The organism is Pseudomonas sp. BF-RE-22, from assembly GCF_019956155.1.
In the GTDB taxonomy this organism is placed as follows: Bacteria; Pseudomonadota; Gammaproteobacteria; order Pseudomonadales; family Pseudomonadaceae; genus Aquipseudomonas; species Aquipseudomonas migulae.
In genome coordinates this window covers 14,657-32,784 of sequence record NZ_JAHBDD010000001.1, presented here as the reverse complement: position 1 = coordinate 32,784, position 18,128 = coordinate 14,657, and the positions used below count along the sequence as shown (strand labels likewise).

Annotated in this window: 20 protein-coding genes; 12 read left to right on the top strand and 8 right to left on the bottom strand. The window is 58.4% G+C overall.

Annotated features, from left to right (window positions below):
* The first annotated feature begins 1 nt into the window (after position 1).
* Complete coding sequence (locus KGA82_RS00165; RefSeq protein ID WP_192229004.1) at positions 2–562, top strand: TetR/AcrR family transcriptional regulator; 561 nt, start codon at positions 2–4, stop codon at positions 560–562.
* Between the two features lie 111 nt (positions 563–673).
* Here the strand turns inward: KGA82_RS00165 and KGA82_RS00160 are convergent, their stop codons facing one another.
* Positions 674–1,807, bottom strand: a complete 1,134-nt coding sequence (locus tag KGA82_RS00160) for an aminotransferase class V-fold PLP-dependent enzyme (RefSeq protein WP_223449246.1) — start codon at positions 1,805–1,807, stop codon at positions 674–676.
* Positions 1,808–2,074: 267 nt separating this feature from the next.
* Positions 2,075–2,527, bottom strand: a complete 453-nt coding sequence (locus KGA82_RS00155) for a hypothetical protein (RefSeq protein ID WP_008039739.1) — start codon at positions 2,525–2,527, stop codon at positions 2,075–2,077.
* A 367-nt stretch (positions 2,528–2,894) separates the two neighbouring features.
* Here KGA82_RS00155 and KGA82_RS29400 point away from each other — a divergent pair, with 367 nt between their 5' ends.
* Positions 2,895–3,095, top strand: a complete 201-nt coding sequence (locus tag KGA82_RS29400; RefSeq protein ID WP_263290597.1) for a MerR family DNA-binding transcriptional regulator — start codon at positions 2,895–2,897, stop codon at positions 3,093–3,095.
* On the opposite strand, the gene KGA82_RS00145 is transcribed toward KGA82_RS29400, so the two are convergent.
* On the bottom strand, positions 3,076–3,453 hold the full coding sequence (locus KGA82_RS00145) for a cytochrome c (protein WP_223449245.1): 378 nt from the start codon (positions 3,451–3,453) through the stop codon (positions 3,076–3,078). The genes KGA82_RS29400 and KGA82_RS00145 overlap by 20 nt on opposite strands.
* 394 nt (positions 3,454–3,847) lie before the next feature.
* Positions 3,848–5,284, bottom strand: coding sequence for an amidase (locus tag KGA82_RS00140; protein ID WP_223449243.1), 1,437 nt, complete (start codon positions 5,282–5,284; stop codon positions 3,848–3,850).
* A 118-nt stretch (positions 5,285–5,402) separates the two neighbouring features.
* Here KGA82_RS00140 and KGA82_RS00135 point away from each other — a divergent pair, with 118 nt between their 5' ends.
* Complete coding sequence (locus KGA82_RS00135; RefSeq protein WP_223449241.1) at positions 5,403–5,993, top strand: TetR/AcrR family transcriptional regulator; 591 nt, start codon at positions 5,403–5,405, stop codon at positions 5,991–5,993.
* Positions 5,994–6,190: 197 nt separating this feature from the next.
* On the opposite strand, the gene KGA82_RS00130 is transcribed toward KGA82_RS00135, so the two are convergent.
* On the bottom strand, positions 6,191–6,862 hold the full coding sequence (locus tag KGA82_RS00130) for a class I SAM-dependent methyltransferase (protein WP_223449239.1): 672 nt from the start codon (positions 6,860–6,862) through the stop codon (positions 6,191–6,193).
* Between the two features lie 77 nt (positions 6,863–6,939).
* A complete protein-coding gene (locus KGA82_RS00125) occupies positions 6,940–7,239 on the bottom strand; it encodes a hypothetical protein (protein WP_008039747.1) in 300 nt (99 codons plus the stop codon).
* Between the two features lie 339 nt (positions 7,240–7,578).
* Here KGA82_RS00125 and KGA82_RS00120 point away from each other — a divergent pair, with 339 nt between their 5' ends.
* Both KGA82_RS00120 and KGA82_RS00115 read left to right on the top strand, forming a co-directional pair.
* Positions 7,579–8,733 (top strand): GNAT family N-acetyltransferase, encoded by a 1,155-nt coding sequence (locus tag KGA82_RS00120; protein WP_223449237.1) that lies wholly within the window; start codon positions 7,579–7,581, stop codon positions 8,731–8,733.
* Positions 8,734–8,804: 71 nt separating this feature from the next.
* Positions 8,805–9,923, top strand: coding sequence for a glycosyltransferase 61 family protein (locus tag KGA82_RS00115; protein WP_192418656.1), 1,119 nt, complete (start codon positions 8,805–8,807; stop codon positions 9,921–9,923).
* 40 nt (positions 9,924–9,963) lie between these two features.
* Here KGA82_RS00115 and KGA82_RS00110 read toward each other — a convergent pair whose 3' ends face one another.
* Positions 9,964–10,278 (bottom strand): NIPSNAP family protein, encoded by a 315-nt coding sequence (locus tag KGA82_RS00110; RefSeq protein WP_223449235.1) that lies wholly within the window; start codon positions 10,276–10,278, stop codon positions 9,964–9,966.
* Between the two features lie 191 nt (positions 10,279–10,469).
* On the opposite strand from KGA82_RS00110, the gene KGA82_RS00105 reads away from it, so the two are divergent.
* The 3 genes from KGA82_RS00105 to KGA82_RS00095 all read left to right on the top strand — a co-directional run bounded on the left by KGA82_RS00105 (position 10,470) and on the right by KGA82_RS00095 (position 13,412).
* Positions 10,470–10,799, top strand: a complete 330-nt coding sequence (locus KGA82_RS00105; RefSeq protein ID WP_008029418.1) for a DHCW motif cupin fold protein — start codon at positions 10,470–10,472, stop codon at positions 10,797–10,799.
* A gap of 137 nt (positions 10,800–10,936) precedes the next feature.
* Complete coding sequence (locus KGA82_RS00100) at positions 10,937–12,160, top strand: YbfB/YjiJ family MFS transporter (RefSeq protein ID WP_317851265.1); 1,224 nt, start codon at positions 10,937–10,939, stop codon at positions 12,158–12,160.
* A gap of 4 nt (positions 12,161–12,164) precedes the next feature.
* Positions 12,165–13,412 (top strand): MFS transporter, encoded by a 1,248-nt coding sequence (locus KGA82_RS00095; RefSeq protein ID WP_223449231.1) that lies wholly within the window; start codon positions 12,165–12,167, stop codon positions 13,410–13,412.
* On the opposite strand, the gene KGA82_RS00090 is transcribed toward KGA82_RS00095, so the two are convergent.
* Positions 13,329–14,240 carry a LysR family transcriptional regulator gene (locus KGA82_RS00090; protein ID WP_223449229.1) on the bottom strand — a complete coding sequence of 304 codons (912 nt, stop codon included), beginning with the start codon at positions 14,238–14,240 and terminating at the stop codon, positions 13,329–13,331. The genes KGA82_RS00095 and KGA82_RS00090 overlap by 84 nt on opposite strands.
* Positions 14,241–14,511: 271 nt before the next feature.
* On the opposite strand from KGA82_RS00090, the gene KGA82_RS00085 reads away from it, so the two are divergent.
* The 4 genes from KGA82_RS00085 (at position 14,512) to KGA82_RS00070 (ending at position 18,066) form a co-directional block, all read left to right on the top strand.
* Positions 14,512–14,826 (top strand): DUF485 domain-containing protein, encoded by a 315-nt coding sequence (locus KGA82_RS00085; protein WP_223449227.1) that lies wholly within the window; start codon positions 14,512–14,514, stop codon positions 14,824–14,826.
* Positions 14,823–16,496: a cation acetate symporter gene (locus KGA82_RS00080; RefSeq protein ID WP_223449225.1), complete on the top strand. Its 1,674-nt coding sequence runs from the start codon at positions 14,823–14,825 to the stop codon at positions 16,494–16,496. The genes KGA82_RS00085 and KGA82_RS00080 overlap by 4 nt, the downstream gene beginning before the upstream one ends.
* Before the next feature lie 82 nt (positions 16,497–16,578).
* Positions 16,579–17,133: a cytochrome b gene (locus KGA82_RS00075; RefSeq protein WP_223437325.1), complete on the top strand. Its 555-nt coding sequence runs from the start codon at positions 16,579–16,581 to the stop codon at positions 17,131–17,133.
* A gap of 3 nt (positions 17,134–17,136) precedes the next feature.
* Positions 17,137–18,066: an NAD(P)H-dependent flavin oxidoreductase gene (locus tag KGA82_RS00070; protein WP_192229017.1), complete on the top strand. Its 930-nt coding sequence runs from the start codon at positions 17,137–17,139 to the stop codon at positions 18,064–18,066.
* The last annotated feature ends 62 nt before the right edge of the window (positions 18,067–18,128 follow it).

Here is an 18,128-nt window from a genome sequence, read left to right as displayed (position 1 = left end):
GGTGGGAAAATTAACTCGCAACCATTGGATCGCGGCTGGTTTTGAGGCCCTCGACCAAATAGGACATAGTGGTGTTTCGGCCGAGAGTCTATCGCGCCGATTGAATGTGACCCGCGGATCGTTCTATCACCATTTTCGCAATCGTGAAGACTTTGTCCGCACCTTGCTGGCCGCTTGGGAAGAAGACTACACGGAGCGCATGCTCACTTATGCGGCGCAGGGTCGTAGCGCGGGCGAAATCCTGAAACGCTACTTGAGTATTGCCGCTGAGAAACAACCTGGGCGGGAAGTTTCCATCCGCGCCTGGTCGCTGCACGATCCGTTGGTAGGCGAGTTTCAGCAGCGTGTTGACACAAGACGACTGGACTTCGCGATACGGACGTGCCGCCGCTTGGTCCCTATGCCAGGCGAAGCAGAAGTGATTGGTCGAGTGGCCCATCTGTGCCTGATTGGTGGTCAACAGGCAGGGCTGCGGCGTGATGCTGCTCGTTTCAACAGTTTCCTGAGTCGAGCCTTTTCACTTTTCGAAGGGGCTCTTCCACCGTGGCACACGCGTCAGTAAGACGCGTGCACGGGCTTTCCCTTGTGGTTCTGACATGACGTCCGGACGACCAGCGTCATATTCGTCGAAGATCAACGCCATGGGCCGGCAGTGCCCAGGCAAGATGCAGGCTTAGTTCACCATCACCTCATCCAGTGCCTGTTCGAGGGTGCTGACCGTGCGCTCGATATTATTCAGCTTTTCGAGTCCGAACAGGCCTATGCGGAAGGTCTGGAAGTCGGCCGGCTCGTCGCATTGCAACGGCACTCCGGCGGCGATCTGTAGGCCGTGGCTGGCAAATTTCTTGCCGTTCTTGATGTCGGCATCATCGGTGTAGCTCACCACGACGCCAGGGGCCTGAAAGCCGGCTGCGGCCACGCTTTTGATGCCTTTGCCGGTCAACATGGCGCGCACCCGATCGCCCAGCGCCTGTTGTTCGTCGCGGACCTTGTCGAAACCGTAGGCTTGCGTCTCTTTCATCACTTCGTTGAATCGCGCAAGGGAATCGCTGGGCATGGTCGCATGGTAGGCATGTCCGCCCTGTTCGTAGGCCTGCATGATCTGAAGCCACTTTTTCAGGTCGCAGGCGAAGCTGCTGCTCTGCGTCTGCTCGATGCGTTCGAGGGCCAGGGAACTGAGCATCACCAGGGCGCAGCAAGGGGAGGCGCTCCAGCCTTTCTGCGGTGCGCTGATCAGCAGGTCGACGGCGCATTTGTGCATATCAACCCAAATCGTGCCTGAGGCGATGCAGTCCAGCACGAACAGGCCACCCACCGCATGCACGGCGTCGCCGACGGCCCGCAGGTACTCGTCGGGCAGGATAATCCCTGATGAGGTTTCAACGTGGGGGGCGAAGACAATCTGCGGCTTCTGCGCCGCAATGGCTGCCAGCACTTCGTCCAGAGGGGGTGGGGCGTACGCAGCCTGGCGACCCGTGTCGACCGGTCGGGCTTTCAGCACCGTGGTGGCCGCCGGGATGTTGCCCATCTCAAGGATCTGACTCCAGCGATAACTGAACCAGCCGTTGCGTATCACCAGGCATTGCTGGCCGGTGGCAAACTGTCGCGCCACCGCTTCCATGCCGAATGTGCCGCTGCCCGGGACCACCGCAACAGCCTGGGCGTTGTAGACCTGTTTCAGGGTCTTGGAAATGTTCTTCATCACGCCTTGAAATGACTGCGACATGTGGTTGAGCGAGCGGTCGGTGTAGACCACTGAGTACTCGACCAGCCCCTCAGGATCGATACTGGGATATAGCTTTGACATGGAGTGACTCCTTTGGCAGAGATGTCCGTGGTATCGACCCTGCCTTAAGCCTTGGCAAATGACAAGATTGCTCGGGATTGAATGGCGACTTCTGTCGAGCGGCTGGCATCGTCAGGTCGATAACGACCAGTTACGAAGGGCAGCAGCCGACCCATTGCTGCCCTTCATGCAGGGCAGCAATGGGTCATCAGTTGAAAAAGTCGGATCTTCAGCCCGCCAGAACTCAGGCATGACTTCCACGCGTAGCGTGAGAACGATCAACCTCAATCAAAACTGCTTTGATGCGCTGGCAATGCGCTGGTACTTACGCAGCTGTCGGTTAATGTTGCGGATATCCAGAAAAAATATCTCTGCGCTACGCCAGAGCAGCATCCACGCGGTGACGGTAACGACTCCCACGGGGATGGTGCCTTCAATGCCCAGAGCCGTGCCTGCCAGCACCAAGGCTAGTGCCAAGCCCAGGAGTGTCAGCGCTACCAGCCGGTGGGTGCGAATATCCCCTCTGAGTTGTTCGCTCTTTTCCGCAAAGGTATTGCTGATGGCTTGCTGCAGGCGTTCTCGCTCATCTTCCGGGCAGCGAATGTGCAGACACAGTTCGGAGTGGTACCAGGCGCTATCTGACAGGTAGTCCACCAGCTCGGGGCTTAGCTTGGGGTTGTCCGGCGAGGCAAACGGATTGAGGTAATCGTGGGTAATCGTCAGATCGATTTTTTTTGTCATAACGAACCTTCACCTGATTGAGCTGTGGACTGAGATTTTAGTGTTCGAGGTAAAGCTAGTCGCAAGACAGCTGCTCTGCCTGATCGGCAGTTGCACGCGCTGTTGCAAGAGCGGATTTATCCGCGATGCGTTGGCTGAATGTGCGCCGCGACCGTCTGCATCAGCGCTGATTGTTATCACTCTCTCCGTGAGGGACATCAGGCAGCGGGCGGCGCATGCGCGGATAAGGGCTAGAGGCAGCTTTTGGCCGCTTTCTGCCTGTCGCGGTGTCGCTGACCGACTCTGCATGAACACCGTGAGCACCAGGACAGCATCCGGCCACAGCCAGTAAACTGCGGGCCGGAGCTGGATCGGGGAGGAGCGTCATATGTGCATAGGTGAACTTGCCAGGTTGTCGGGGTGCACTCCCAAAGCCATTCGTTTGTATGAGCAACTGGGCCTGCTGGGCCCTCAGCGCCACGGCAGTTACGGGTTGCCCCAAGGGGCAGAGTCAAGCGCTGGCGTCATGTCAATCGAAGGTGACGGCACAGGACCAGGCACTTCAAAGGTCATTGGTTTTGTGAAATAACACCACCCATGTATTGATTTAAATCGCGAAAATCCTTAACGCTCCATGAGTGCGGCGATAGCTTTACTCCATTCTCATGCAAGGTTCTTGGAATTAAGTCGCCATTTGGGCGAAGTATTATCGAAGATACAATCACGCCCGGATAATCATTTAATCGTTTTTTGAAAGCGGACGTTGTTAGATCAGGTGTAGGCGGATTGCTTTTATTGGCCAGCGGTCCTGTTGCCTTGAGATCCATTCCGTGGCACATGCTGCATCGCTGTAGATAGAGATTTTTTCCATTAGCATTATCCGCGAAGGATAGTGATGTTTGAGTCAGCGATAAAATTCCTAGCGAAGCGATGAATAATATTTTCATTGTTTTTATCTTCCTTGATGGGGTCGGCGTCGATTGGACGCGATTTGGAGCGCGGGAAAGATATCAGCCATCGCGTCGGCATACAGTCATTTCTGCATTTCTGATGCCCATTAAACCAACAACTTTTCCCGGCGCATCCCGGTGACCATTCTTGGCCGATTTCTTCCTGTCACGATGGGCAGAAAACGACCCAAAGCAGACCGTGGCGGTAGACAGGAAATCGGCCAAAAGTGGTCGTTCAGGTCAGCCGCCGAATCGGTGAGACTCTTTAATCATGCTCAATTAACAGGGATGGCGTTTGGAGTTTCACCTCTTTACGGCACAACGAATGTCGGCCGCATACCCCGTATGCGGCCTGCGCTCTCGGGTTCTTAGCAATGTCTAGGGTCGACGATTAGTAGTTCCCTGCCCAGATTCCTGGACGCCGGGCATTCCAAGGCAAAGCACGCTCTAACTGCGCAGCCAGTTGCAGTAACAGATCTTCGCGGCCATAGCCTGCCCCGAACTGCATACCAATAGGCAAGCCATTCGTCGAGTCGTGCGCCAGAGGCATCGACATGGCTGGGCATCCGCTGACGTTGAAAACTGCGGTGAATGGGGAGTGATCGAACACTCTCGTCATCCAGCCGCGCCCATCAAGTGTTTCTTGGCCTGCATTGTATTGGCCAATAACTGGCTGAGCATTGGGTAGTGTCGGGGTTAGAAGCACGTCGTAGTTGCTGAACAGTTGGCCCATGTTCCGGGTCACGATATTGCGTTGGTACATCGCGTCCAACAGTTCGGTCGCGCTTAATTCCTGGCCGAGCCGGTATAGAGCGAGTGTTGCGGGCTCAAGTGTGGACTCATCAATGCCTCGGCCAGTTACAGCCGCAATCGCGTCAACCCAAGCAGCTGTGTTGCTGGACCAGAATCGTGCATTGAGTTCCACAAACGCTTCCCAGCTCAGACCGATATCAGCGATTACGGGCGTGACATGATGGCCTAGGTTTTCAAGTGTCTGGCAGACCATTTTTAAACTGGCGCTCACTTCGGGTGATGTCAACAGACCGTTCAGGGCATGTTCTTGCACGGCAATGCGCAGAGACCCGGGCTCGCGATTCAGCAGCGACATGTAGGCTTGGTTCGGTGGTGCAATGTGGAAAGGATCGCCCACAGCTGGACCGTGCAAAGCGTCCAGCAAGCTGGCGGTATCCCGAACCGAACGACTCAGGACACCGTGCACAGCGAGCCCAGCCCACACTTCATCTACATCAGGGCCCATGGGTAAACGGCCACGACTTGGCTTCAAGCCGAACAGCCCGCAGGACGCTGCGGGTACTCGTATCGAACCGCCGCCATCAGTCGCATGAGCCACCGGCACTACACCTGCAGCCACGGCGGCCGCCGAACCGCCGCTGGAGCCACCGGCACTGCGAGTCAGATCCCATGGATTGCGGGTCGGACCGTCCACACGGTTTTCTGTAGTCGTGCTGGCGGCCAGTTCTGGAGTGGTGGTGCGGCCAAGTGTGAGAAGACCGCTACGGCGGAATCTACTCATCAACTCTGAATCTGAATCGGCAACGCAGCCCTGTGCAAGCCGGCTACCCAACTCATTGCGACGATTACGCGCAGTCAGCCCCAGATCTTTAACCAGCATCGGCACACCTTGCAGTGGGCCTGCCTGGGCCTGAGGCTCGTCTTCCCAGGTTTCGATTACCGCGTTGATGTGAGGGTTAAGCGCCTTTATTGCGCAAAGGGCAGCGCTTCGAACTTCGACTTCGCTGATTTGGCGGTCGGCAATCAGGGCTGCCAGGCCCACGGCGTCATGTTCAGCGTACTCGGAAAGATTCATAAATATCTCCTGTGATGAGTGATCTATACTGATCGGTATTGAGCGATACTTGTTAGTATCATGCGATACTGTGTAGTATCGATGTCAAGCAGAATTCGATTTCCAGAGAGTGTTAGCCGTGGAAAAGCCCATACGTCCTGAACGCATCGCACAGTTGCCACCCCGTGAGCGCATCATCGATGCCGCTCACGCGCTATTTTTCGAACAGGGCATTTCCCGAGTGACAGTGGACGCCATTGCCGCTTTGGCGGGTTCAACAAAAATGACGCTGTATCGGCATTTCGAGACAAAGGATTTGCTGGTACTGGAGTGGTTGCGGCTTCTCACTGAGCAGTACAGCGCGGTACTTGACGATCTCGCAGAACAACTGCCTGGTCAGCCCGTTATGCAATTATTGGGATTTGCCGAATTCATCGCGGCGGATCTAGAAAAATCGGGTTATCGCGGTTGCCCGTTCACTAATAGCCTGGCTGAGCTCGCGGACCAGTTGCATCCTGCTCGGCTGTTGATCGAGGCGCATAAACGGCGTCAGTTTCAGCGAGTAGCAAAATTGTGTGAGGAGGCGCGGCTGGCAGACCCACTCGACAAAGCTCAGGAGCTGACCCTGCTACTCGAGGGTGCGCAGGTCGTGGCTCAGAACAAGGGAATGTCCGATGTGGCCAGCCAGCTTTTGAGAATGGTACGTAAGCGTCTTGGAATATCCGCGTGAATAAAAACCGGCCTACTGGTGAGCGCATCAGCAGTTGACCAAGGGGCAAGCTTGTCGATTGGTTGCTCGCTACGAGTATCTGAGGGCGAGCGTCCGCTATTGGCCAATTGCCGCCTTCCGTAAAGGGCAGCAATCACCTGAGATCCGCTAGTGAGTCTTCAACCAAACACCCCCCCGCCGACATCCATCAAACGAACTCACCGCCGCACTTCAGCCACCAGCAACAACGACTGCGGCACAGGACTCTGCGGGTGCTGTGGCTCCTGCAGGCCGGTCAGTTGAAAGCCGGCCATGTCCAGCGCATTGAGCCAGCTGGACAAGGTGCGGAAGTACCACGGCATGGGTTGCCACTGTCCCTTGAACCCGGTGAAAGTCTCTTGCCGCCAGCCATCCTGATAGTCGCCGGCCGCTGCGCTCCACGGATGCAGCGTCTGGATCACCAGCGCGCCGCCGGGGGCGAGCAAGGCGTTCATGGCGGTGAGCAGGGGGATGATGTCCTGGTGCAGCAGGGCGAAGTTGGCGCAGATCAGGTCGTAGTCGCTGCCGATGTCGACTGTGGCTTGCGCCAACTGTTCATAGTTCGCCAGATGCACCGGCGAAGAACCCGCCGCCCGCGCCGCCTCGACCAGCGTCGCATCGCCGTCCACACCGACCCCATTGATCGCCCGTTCAGCCAGCGCCCGCAACAGCCAGCCCTCGCCGCAGCCCAGGTCGAGCACACGTTCGGGCTGACGGCTTGCCACTGCCAGCAGGATCGCCTGGTCGGTGACCTTGAGGCGGCTTTCGATGGCGCCGGTACGGATCGCGTCGATCCAGGATTGGGCGTTGTGGTGCCAGCTATCGAGAAGGGTCGATTCGGGGGCGGGCATGTCGATGTCCGGAGTTGTGGGTTGGAGAGAAGGATAGGGCAAGTGCGCGTGGTGCGGACCCTGTCAGTGACGCTGCATTATTTTCTGCACTCTGCCAACACCACCTGGCAGGTATCCGGCGCGCCACCGGAGCGTCCGGCGTAACGAATGCAATTGTCCATGGATTTCTGGCGGGCCATGTCGAGGGTGGAACCCCAGGCCAGGCCACCTTCGCCGACAGTGGGCAGCGCTTTGGCGTAGCAAGGTGAGCCTGCGTTTGAGGCCCAAGTGCGAGGCGTGGCGGTGTTGCGTGCGCAGCCCGCTGTCAGCGCCAGGTTGATGGCGAGCAGGGCGGGCAAGACCCATGACCCGCATGGGCGCGCGGTTTTTCCGGTCATCCCGTGTTCCCTGTATAAAGAGGCGTGTTTGTATCCTGCAGTTTAGACGCTGTTGCGTCTGCCCTTTGCCCGGCTTGGCGTATTTGGGGGCAGTTGCCGGGAGGGCATTTTTGAACCCGTGCCTGTCCAGAAAAGTAGAAATTTTGGCGTCATGAAATATACGGTTACGCTGCCGATACGCCGCTTGCAAAGTCCCTGCCTTGATCTTTAATAGTTACTGATGGAGGACGCGTAATCCCATCAAATATGTCTTAAATATCAAGGGCTAAGCGAAAGTATCAAGTCCCGCCTGGATCTTTCTCTGATTTCACGACAGATAGCTCAAAGGATGACGACGAAATGAAAGAGAAGCTGGCGGCCGTTATCCGAAAACTGATTTCTCCTTCATTACGCTATGAAATCAGGAACGCGGCAACCTGGCTGCGGGACATCCTGGGGCGTGCGTGTTTCTGGAAGTGGGAGATTGCCCGCTTCAGGCTGCAGAAGGACAGTCCTTACGAATTCCTTTACATCGGCAGGAAAAAGCAGCGGGAAATGGCCAAGCTGCTCATCGGCGGGAAGTCCCAGGAGCCGTCCGATACGGTCGACGACGAATCGGCACCTGCTGCGTCGAATCATGTGGTGGTAGTCAGTGAAGCACCGTCCCCGGGGGCCTTGAATGTGCCCCTCTACCTGAGTGCCGTCGTACCGCTGGGGCGTCCCATCGAAGACATCACCGCCAAATACGATAGCGAGTTGCGTCGAAACATCCGCAAGAACCGACCGCGCTACCGGATGGTCCAGACGCTGCTGGATGACGAAATCGAAAAGGCCGACAGGGAAATGCTTCGACCTTATGCCGAAGCACGGCAAGGCATCCACGCTGCGCAGTTTCCCTCTCAGGAAGTCTTGAGAATCGCCAAGACCGTCGGCCGGCTCGACCTGATCATGCTGGAAGACGAGGTGGTTGCCTGCCACCTGGGTTGCGTCGTCACTCGTGGCGGCAAGCGTTACTGGAGCACGCTGCGTTTCGGGTACGTCGAGCCGATTTTTTCAGATGCGAAAAAACTGCGCGAGGTCAACTCGATTACCACCTTCATGGCACTTGAATGGGCTATCGATAATGGCTTCGATTATTACGACATCGGTCTTTGCGTGGCCCGTCCGGATGACGGGCTGCTGAAATGGAAAAGACGGCGCGGCGGTGATATCGATTCCCTGGGAAACCACGCGTACATGTTCGTCCGGCTGCCCAAGACCGGGAGAGCCAGATTCCTCTGGGACACGCCGCTGTTTGCTGTCGAAGGCAAGGAAATAACCTTGCACCTTGGCTTGCCGGACGGGCCAAGCGAAGAGGAAGTCGCCAGCCGTTATCACGAAATGGTGTTTGGCGGGCTGCACAAAATTTACCTGTATTGCGCCAAGAGCTCGGGCGAACAGTTTCTCGACACCTTGCGCAATCGCTATGCCAATTTGCAGACACCACCCGTCATGGAACGGATTCCATCCAGCTGAGCCATTTCCAGGACTGAATAATGACAGCGCTCGCACCTGACTTTTGACCCTGCCTGCAGGGAGGACTCTTCATGGAAAGCGATCTCTCGCCAATCAGCACGTCGACCGCTGGCAATCAAAAAAAATGGACCCTGGCTGCCTACAAAAACATGGCGAGAAAAAGACTCGCACGCAAAGCCGATATCAACTTGAAAAGCATCGCGCTGAAAAGTTGGGATATTGCGCCGGGCGAGACGACCCATTCTCCGTCGGCGTTCTTCCTGCCCGGTCAAATGGACCGCGTGACAGGGTGGGAGGCGAAGCGTTTTTATCCTTTCGAGCATCCCGCCCGCACCATGCAGGGGCTGGGCGACGTAGAACAAGGGCCGACCCGTGGCTACTTGCTCAAGGACGTCTGGATGATCGATGGCGCGCTCTACAAGGACAACGCCAGTCTGTGGCTGTCGCTCAAGCCAAGTATGTTCCCGCGCATTACCGTGGACACCGAGATCGATCGCGCCGCCGTCTACTGCACGCAAAACGGCAATACCTGGTTTGGAACCTGGTTGATGGAAGACTGCCCGACCTATTCCCTGGCCTGCGATGAAGGCGTGCCGGTGACCACCGCGCCCTCCGCCAGGTTTCCGTTGTTTACCCAGGCTCCCGCTTACGAAGACTGGTTTGGCATGAAACCGGTGCGCCTGCACAGTGCGTTTTTTCGTGAACTCGTGCTGTTCGACGACTTGAGCAACAATCGAAACAGGCATCTGCGTTACCGGGCCATGGGGGAAAAACTGCTGTCGCACGTCAAACATGAGGCTCACCCCGGCGTGTTCATTCTGCGCGGTGGCGACGGTGACTTGCGCTTTTTGCGCAATGAGCTCGAGGTCGCTGAACACCTGCGCAAGAGCAGGGGGTTCCGCGTTCTCGATCCTTTGAAAACCGATGTGCCGACCATCGTGGCGACCTGCGCCGGGGCGCGGACGGTGGTGGGGGTCGAAGGCAGTCAGCTGGTGCACGGCGTCAATGTGCTCCAGCCGGGCGGTTCGTTGCTGGCACTGCAGCCACCGAACCGTTTCGTCAGCTACTACAAGTTCCTGACGGATCGCGACAGGCAGAATTTCGGCTTCGTGGTCGGAACGCCAGAGGGCGACGGCTTCAAAATCGACATTCAAGAGGTCGAGCGCACACTGGACCTGTTCCCGTCATGACGGCCTGAGGGAACCCCGGCAAAAGACTTTCCGAACGGGTTTACGCCTGATCCCCAAACACCGGCCGGAAAAAACTCCGCTCATAGCTGAGGATGAATTTTTTATCCTCGGCATACTTGAACGCCGCGATGCAGTCCGCGTCCTTCATGGAGTCCTGCCGATAGCGCTCGTACTCGGCAAGGCTCGCAAAAGTGAACATCGCCAACGCAATGTTGTTGGCGCCCTCGGACGGCAGGAAATAGCCGTGGTGCTGGCCGCCGAATTTTTCCACCAGTGGAATCCACAACTTTGCGTAGTGTTCGAATGCGCTGATCTGGTACGGGTCCAGCACGTACTTCAGGTAACAAGTGACCATGTGTTCGCTCTCTTCTACGGGAGGGTTAAACCATTCAAAGGCTGTTCAGCCATTCGGCAGTTTCGCAGATCACCTGGCTGCATGGGAGTCTTCACTGAACCCTGTATCCCGTAAATGCGGGCCATCTGTGTCTATCGGCCACATCGCGAGGTTGTTACGTTTGCGCCTCCACCGTATTCGATGAGGTAAAAATGGATCTCACCGCCATCCCGTTCGGGACGACCGACTGGTCGACGATCGAACCTGTCACCCATGCCGGCCAGACCGGAAACGCCTATTGGCGAACCTGTCAGTTTGGTTCGACGCGTGTGCGAATGGTTGAATACAGCCCCGGATACCTCGCCGATCATTGGTGCTGGAGAGGTCATATCCTGTTGTGCCTGGAAGGCGAGTTGCACACGGAACTGGAGGACGGTCGACAATTCACGCTGACGGCCGGCATGAGTTATCAGGTGGGGAACAATGCTGAAGGGCATCGGTCGTTCACCACCAGCGGCGCGAAATTGTTCATTGTGGATTAAGCGCAGGATTGAATTTCGCCACCGGCCGTAGCGCTGGGTATCTCTGTTGGAGATAACCGCGATCGTATTAATTCGCTTCTTGAGATATATCCCGCGCGCGTAGTGTCTGCCCTGTCTGAAGTAGAGAAGGGCGGATGATGAACAGGTTGAACACAACGATCGCCAATGCGCAGCCCGCGTTGCGGCCAGCCAGCGCAGGCTGGGCAACGGTGGCAGGCTTTGCTGCAAGCCTGGTCGGCATCGGCCTTGCGCGGTTCGCTTATACGCCGTTGCTTCCAGCGATTATCGGCGCCCACTGGTTTGATCCGTCCAAGGCCGCTTACTTGGGTGCCGCCAACCTTGCCGGGTATCTGGGCGGCGCCATTTTCGGCCGTTCCGTGGCGGCGAAAACCTCAACGGTGTTCATGCTCAGAGCAATGATGCTGCTGGCCAGTGTGGCGTTTTTCGCGTGTGCCTACCCCGTGTCGTTCACGTGGTTCTTCGCGTGGCGATTCCTGTCCGGCACCGCCGGTGGCGCGTTGATGGTGTTGGCCGCTCCGACCGTTTTGGCCCATGTCCCGCTGTCCAGGCGCGGATTGGTCGCCGGGGTCATATTCATGGGCGTGGGCGTTGGCATTGCCCTTTCCGGAACGCTGGTGCCGCTCTTGCTTCAACAGGGCCTGGGCGAAACATGGCTGGGCCTTGGCCTGATATCCCTGCTGCTCACAGCCCTTGCCTGGCGGGGCTGGCCGAAAGAACCCGCGCCGGCCGCCGAAACGACGCACCACCCGCGCCCGGCACGCAACGGGACACTCAAGGCGCTGTACATCGAGTACGCCCTCAACGCTGCCGGCTGGGTGCCGCACATGATTTTCCTGGTGGACTTCGTTGCCCGGGGCAGGGGCGAAGGTCTTCAAGTGGGGGCGCAGTACTGGGTTCTTTTCGGCATTGGCGCGACTGTCGGGCCACTGCTTGCCGGCGCACTGGCGGACCGGATCGGGTTTGGTCGCGCATTGCGGCTGTCGTTCATCGTCGAGGCCTTCGCCGTCATTGTCCCTGTCCTTGGGCTCGGAGCCGGTTGGTTGATGGCCTCCAGCGTTGTCGTCGGGGCGTTTGTGACCGGGACCGTGCCGCTGGTGTTGGGGCGGGTCCATGAAATTCTCGCCCACCATCCCGCCCAACACAGTTCGGCCTGGCAAACAGCCACCGTCGGATTTGCCTTGTTCCAAGCGGTCGCCGCCTATGGCTTGTCGTTCCTGTTTTCCTACAGCGACGGGAACTACAGCGTGCTGTTCATCATGGGGACCTCGGCCATGCTGCTTGCGTTTGTGATTGATGTGTTCGCAGGTGCGAAAAGCTCCAGCGATTCCCGGAGCCTTTGACACCGTGAATTACTCCGATAGAAACGCGATGTATTGGCGCCGCAACCTGACCGTTTGTGTGTTCGGATCGTTCACGACCCTGGTCAGCCTGAGCATGTTGTTGCCCTTTTTACCGTTGTACGTTCAACAACTGGGCGTGACGTCGCAGGCGGACGTGGTGCAATGGTCGGCCGTGGCATTCGGCGCGACTTTTTTCGGCACGGCGATCACCGCGCCGTTGTGGGGGCGCCTGGCTGACCGCTATGGCCGAAAACCCATGCTGGTCAGAGCGGCCATCGGGATGGCCATTGTGATGTCGTTGATCGGGCTGGCCCGCGACGTTACCGACCTGGTTGCACTGCGCCTCATCGCCGGGCTCATCGGTGGCTACGCATCGGCGTCCATCGTCATGATCGGGTCGCAGGTCCCGCGCGAAAGGGCGGGTTGGGCACTCGGTGTCTTGTCCACGGGGGCCTTGTCCGGCAACCTGATCGGGCCACTGGTTGGTGGTTTTTTACCTGAGCTCGTCGGTATTCGCGGCACCTTTTTCGTCGGTGGAGCAATGATTGCGCTCGCCGCCATGACCACCATCCTGTTCGTTCGTGAGGATTTCGACCGAGCGTCGGACGCCAGGCAACGGGACAGGAAAAACCGGCCTGAGGGGGCCGGTTCGAAATGGCCGGTCATCGCTGCACTGCTCATGACTGCGATGATGGTGCTGTTGGCCAACATGTCGATCGAGCCGATCATCACCGTCTACATCGGCGACCTCGGCGTACCGGTTGATCATCAGGCGCGGATTGCCGGCGTGGTCATGGCATGTTCCGCGTTGGGCAGTATCCTGACCGCCGCCAGACTGGGGGCGCTGGCCGATCGGGTGGGCGGCTGGAGCGTGATTGTCGGTTGCCTGTTGCTGACGGCCGTGGTCATGGTGCCCCAGGCGTTCGTCACGCAATGGTGGCAACTGGCGGTATTGCGCGGCGTCATGGGCATGACCATTGCCGGGCTCCTGCCCGCGATTGCCAAGTTGATCCGGCATTCGGTCGAAGAGCACAACACCGGCAAAATCCTCGGTTACCTGCAATCGGCGCAGTTCTCAGGGCAGGTGATAGGTCCATTGATTGGCGGCCAGATTGGCGCCCATCTCGGCTTGCATCATGTGTTCCTGGTGACGGCGGCATTGCTGGTGTTATGCGCCTTGATGAACGGCTGGGTGAGGAATCGCTACCTGGGCGACACCGTCCAGACGAACGCTGTCCAGAAAAGTGGATAACGCACTGGAAAAGTAGCCATCAAGGCGCCTGACGAACACCGTCTCTACCTCGGCGATGTCTGGCGCGAGCTCATGCACGTTGACCAACCCTTCGCGCAAAGCGTTCGCCACAACGCCTCGGGGCAACAGCGTGACCCCGACGCCCGCCGACACACAGGCAATGATCGCTTCAATCGAGCCAAACTCCAGTGGCTCAGGCGCCAGGATGCCCAGATTGGCCAGCAGGGAATCCAGGCGCTGGCGGTAGGAGCAACCGATTCGAAAAACCACCGTCTTCAGATTGTCGACCGCGGCGACCGCGTCCAGCGTGTCAATGGCACAGGACGTGACCAGCACGAGCTCTTCGCGGAAGGCTTGTTCACTGATCAATTCCGGATGATTGACCGGGCCCACGACAAACGCCCCTTCGAGCTTACAGTCGATGACGCCCTGGATGAGGCTGCAGGTGGTGCCGGTGCGAATCACCGGGCGAACCTCCGGGTAGGCCTTGGCAAACTTTGCGATCAGCCGTGGAAGGCGCAGCGCCAGCGTCGTCTCGAGCGTACCGATCTCGAAGACACCTTTTGGATGCCCATCATCGCGCGCGGCGCAGGATGCATCGGACAGGAGCCGGGAAAGGCGGGCGGCGAACGGCAGGATCCGCCGTCCAGCCGGCGTGACCTGAACCCCTCTGGCGCTGCGTTGAAACAGCGCCACTCCGAGCTCGTCTTCCAGCGACCGAATCCTCGCGGACACGTTGGACTGCACGGTGTTCAGCTCGCTCGCAGCCTTGTTCATGCTGCCGTGGCGCGCAACCGCATCGACCACCTTCAGATCCGTGACATCCATCGAATTCACCTATCTCTAAAACCAATAACCAAGCGCAAATAAACAGCGTTCAGCAGATTAGTTTTCGTGTGCGGCAAAGGCAAGCAATGGCCGACATAGGGAGCGATTGAATTCATCAAAAAAGATCATACGCATCATTAATGATCGTTTTACATGATCTTTGGCCGGGCATAGGTTGAGGGTGCAAATACACCGCAGCCAGTGGCAAATCGAGTCTTCGAATTTGAGGCTGTGGAACAACAATAACTGTCCACTGCTACACGGAGTCAACGTGAACCATGCATCCGAGTCAGCCAGAATTCGCAACCATCCCCGGTACCAGGATTTGGTATCACGGCAGCGAAGATTCGTCGCTTGTCTTACTGCCGCCACCCTTGTCCCGTACTTCACGTTCATCCTCGTCGCGGCGTTCGCGCCCCACCTCCTAGCGCAGAAACTCTCCGCGACCAGCATCATCAATATCGGTTGGCCGCTGGGCGTCGCCTTCATCGTCGGGGCCTGGTTGTTTACCGGCCTGTACATCCTGCGCGCCAACGGCGAGTTCGATGACCTCACCGCAGAAATTCGCGAGGGGGCCATCGTATGAAACCCATTCTTCGCTACCTCATTGCGCCTTCTCTGTTGGGCGCGGTCGCGACATGCGCCTCGGCCGCCGACGTCTTGCAGGCGGTGGAAAAACAGCCGCTGAACATCACCGCAATCGCGATGTTTCTGGTCTTCGTGTTGACGACTCTGGGCATCACTTACTGGGCTGCCTCCAAGACCAAATCGATGGACGATTTCTACAATGCCGGCGGCGGCATCACCGGTTTCCAGAACGGTTTGGCGCTGGCGGGGGACTACATGTCGGCGGCGGCGTTACTGGGCGTCACCAGCATGATTTTCTTCAACGGTTTTGATGGCGTGCTGTACTCGATCAGCTTCTTCGTCGCCTGGCCGTTGCTGTTGTTCCTGTTTGCCGAGCGCATCCGCAATCTGGGGCGCATCACCATCTCGGACATCGCCTCGTTCCGGCTCGATCAAAACCGGATCCGCACCATGACCGCGTTCGGTTCGTTGACCGTGGTCTGCTTTTATCTGGTGGTGCAGATGGTCGGGGCAGGGCAATTGATCCAGTTGCTGTTCGGTCTTCCCTACAACTACGCGGTGATTGCTGTCGGTCTGTTGATGGCGATCTACGTGACGTTTGGCGGGATGGTTGCCACCACCTGGGTGCAGATCATCAAGGCAGGATTGCTGCTGGTGGGCGGGACATTGCTCGCCGTGTTGGCGTTGAGCAAGTTCGGTTTTTCGTTCGAGTTGCTGTTCGAAAAAGCGGTTGCCGCCCATCACGATGGCGAGCGGATCCTGCTGCCCAGCAAGCTGGTGGCCGACCCATTGGCGCTCATCTCGCTGTCACTGGGCCTGGTCTTCGGTACCGCAGGATTGCCCCATATCCTCATGCGCTTTTTTACCGTGCCGGACGCCAAGCAAGCGCGCAAATCGGTATTCGTCGCCACGGGTTTCATCGGCTTCTTCTACCTGATCGTTGCGGTGTTGGGGCTGGCAGCCATCGTGATCGTCGGCCAAGACCCGGCCTTCTACGAGTCCGGCATTGTCGGTGGAAAGCTCATCGGCGGCGGGAACATGCCGGTGATGCATCTGGCAAAAGCCGTGGGCGGCGACCTGCTATTGGGCTTCATCTCGGCCGTCGCGTTTGCCACGATCCTGGCCGTGGTTTCGGGGCTCACCATGGCGGGGACCTCGGCGATTTCACACGACCTCTATGTCCGGGTCTTCCGCAAAAACCGTGCGGATGCGAAAGACGAGCGGCGTGTGTCGAAGATCGCCTCGGTCGGTATCGGCATCGTTGCGGTGGTGCTGGGCATTTTGTTCAAGGACCAGAACATCGCCTTCCTGGTCGCGCTGACCTTTGGCGTGGCGGCCTCGGTCAACTTCCCGATCCTCGTGCTTTCGATGTACTGGAAAGGGCTGACCACACGCGGGGCGTTGATCGGTGGCATCGCCGGGCTGGTGAGCTCGGTCAGCCTGGTGATTCTCTCGCCGGCGGTGTGGGTCAAAGTGCTGGGCAATACCGACGCGATCTTTCCCTTCGACTACCCGGCCATCATCTCGATGAACGTAGCGTTCTTGTTCACCTGGCTCGGCTCGGTCACCGACCGCAGTCGCGGGGCAGCGCTTGAACGCGAGCGTTTCGATGATCAGCTCATACGCGCCCGCACCGGCCTTGGCGCATCGCAAGCGGTCAGCCACTGAGACGCGGCACACCTTCATCGCGATGAAGGTGTGCCGGTCATTTCCATACCCTGATTTGTGCTCTCTGCAAAAGGAGTCAGCCATGCAACTTCGAGACAATGGCTTAAGGTTTTCCCCCATCACGGTCGTGCTGCACTGGGTCGTGGCGTTGTCGCTGCTCGCCATCCTCGGCTTGCAGGTGATGATCGGCCAGGCGTCCAGTGAGGCCGGGCGGATGTCGTTGGTACACCTGCAAAACCTCATGGGGCTGATCCTGTTTCTCGTATCGATCTATCGGTTCTGGGCCAGGATCACCGCTTACCACCCGCTGCCGGTGGGCACGCCCAATCCTATTGAAGTGATCATCAGCCGTTCCGTTGCGGTGGCGCTCGCCCTGGCGATGGTGCTGCTGCCGGTCGCGGTGTGGGCCTCGCGGGCGGCTGCCGGCGAGGGGGTGGGGCTGCCCGGAGGCTTTTCGATTCCGGCGCTGTTGCCCACCAATGCAGCGCTGAAGCAGGTGGTCGATGTGCTGTTCGATATCGGGGCGTCGGCGTTCCTGGCCGGCCTGGCCTTGCATGTCTTCGGTGCGCTCAAGAATCACTTTCTCCTGAAGAACAACACGCTCAAGCGGATGCTTGGAAAACATGTGGAGCTGTGAGCCATGAACGAAGCCAGATTCGATTTTGCAGGTAACGCCATCACTCAATTGTGTGGCGTGAAATACCCGATTTTTCTCGGCGGGATGGCAGCGATTTCCGGCCCGCCGCTCGTTGCGGCCGTCGCCAACGCCGGAGGCCTGGGCGTGGTGGGCGGTTTGCGCCTGCCACCCTTGACCTTGCGCCGATGGATACAGGAAACCCGCGCGCTGACCGACAAACCCTTTGGGGTGAACCTGGTGCCGCAGTTCGGCGGCCCTGACGTGTTTGAAGCGCAATTCCAGGTCGTGCTCGAAGAAAAACCGCGCCTGCTGTCCTTGTTTTACGCCGAGGCCTATTCCGCCGACATGATTCCCCGGGCCAAAGACGCGGGGCTGGTGGTCATGGTGCAAACGGGCTCGGTGGAGCTGGCGAGAATCGCCATCGCGCAAGGCGCTGACATCATCGTGGCGCAAGGCAGTGAAAGTGGCGGACATTTGAATCGAGGCACCATCGGCATCATGCCTTTGTTGACGTCCATCCTTGCGGTATCCGAGGGGCGACCGGTGCTGGCGGCCGGTGGCATCACCAACGGTGACGACGTTCGGGCGCTGATGTCGCTCGGCGCATCTGGGGTGGTGGTGGGCACCGCGTTTATTGCCACCGACGAGTCGAACGCTCATCCGCTCTACAAGCAAAAGATTGTCGAGGCGACGACGGATGATACCGAGTACCGGACCGGGTATTCGTTCGGTTGGACCTACGGCACGCCGCACCGGGTGATTCCCAATCGCGACAAGTGGAACCTGCTGCGCTTCATCGGCGGTGGCGCCCGCGCAATCGACAAACCGCGCATGGCCAAGAAGCTGTCGTTGTACGCGGGGCAGGGCGTTGGCAAGATCCACAGCGTCGTCCCCGCTGCTGAACGTGTGGCGGAGCTTGCCCTTGGCTTGTAGTCAGTCGCTCCTCGATTAACCTGTAGGAGCGAAGCTTGCTCGCGAAGGCGGTAGTGCATTCA

What these genes read in the sequence shown, in the direction of transcription:
- KGA82_RS29400 (WP_263290597.1), top strand. Translation starts at nt 2,895, where the DNA reads ATGTGCATAGGTGAACTTGCCAGGTTGTCGGGGTGCACTCCCAAAGCC.
- KGA82_RS00120 (WP_223449237.1), top strand. Translation starts at nt 7,579, where the DNA reads ATGAAAGAGAAGCTGGCGGCCGTTATCCGAAAACTGATTTCTCCTTCA.
- KGA82_RS00090 (WP_223449229.1), bottom strand. Translation starts at nt 14,240, where the DNA reads ATGGATGTCACGGATCTGAAGGTGGTCGATGCGGTTGCGCGCCACGGC.
- KGA82_RS00080 (WP_223449225.1), top strand. Translation starts at nt 14,823, where the DNA reads ATGAAACCCATTCTTCGCTACCTCATTGCGCCTTCTCTGTTGGGCGCG.
- KGA82_RS00160 (WP_223449246.1), bottom strand. Translation starts at nt 1,807, where the DNA reads ATGTCAAAGCTATATCCCAGTATCGATCCTGAGGGGCTGGTCGAGTAC.
- KGA82_RS00075 (WP_223437325.1), top strand. Translation starts at nt 16,579, where the DNA reads ATGCAACTTCGAGACAATGGCTTAAGGTTTTCCCCCATCACGGTCGTG.
- KGA82_RS00100 (WP_317851265.1), top strand. Translation starts at nt 10,937, where the DNA reads ATGAACAGGTTGAACACAACGATCGCCAATGCGCAGCCCGCGTTGCGG.
- KGA82_RS00105 (WP_008029418.1), top strand. Translation starts at nt 10,470, where the DNA reads ATGGATCTCACCGCCATCCCGTTCGGGACGACCGACTGGTCGACGATC.
- KGA82_RS00125 (WP_008039747.1), bottom strand. Translation starts at nt 7,239, where the DNA reads ATGACCGGAAAAACCGCGCGCCCATGCGGGTCATGGGTCTTGCCCGCC.
- KGA82_RS00155 (WP_008039739.1), bottom strand. Translation starts at nt 2,527, where the DNA reads ATGACAAAAAAAATCGATCTGACGATTACCCACGATTACCTCAATCCG.
- KGA82_RS00130 (WP_223449239.1), bottom strand. Translation starts at nt 6,862, where the DNA reads ATGCCCGCCCCCGAATCGACCCTTCTCGATAGCTGGCACCACAACGCC.
- KGA82_RS00110 (WP_223449235.1), bottom strand. Translation starts at nt 10,278, where the DNA reads ATGGTCACTTGTTACCTGAAGTACGTGCTGGACCCGTACCAGATCAGC.
- KGA82_RS00140 (WP_223449243.1), bottom strand. Translation starts at nt 5,284, where the DNA reads ATGAATCTTTCCGAGTACGCTGAACATGACGCCGTGGGCCTGGCAGCC.
- KGA82_RS00070 (WP_192229017.1), top strand. Translation starts at nt 17,137, where the DNA reads ATGAACGAAGCCAGATTCGATTTTGCAGGTAACGCCATCACTCAATTG.
- KGA82_RS00115 (WP_192418656.1), top strand. Translation starts at nt 8,805, where the DNA reads ATGGAAAGCGATCTCTCGCCAATCAGCACGTCGACCGCTGGCAATCAA.
- KGA82_RS00145 (WP_223449245.1), bottom strand. Translation starts at nt 3,453, where the DNA reads ATGAAAATATTATTCATCGCTTCGCTAGGAATTTTATCGCTGACTCAA.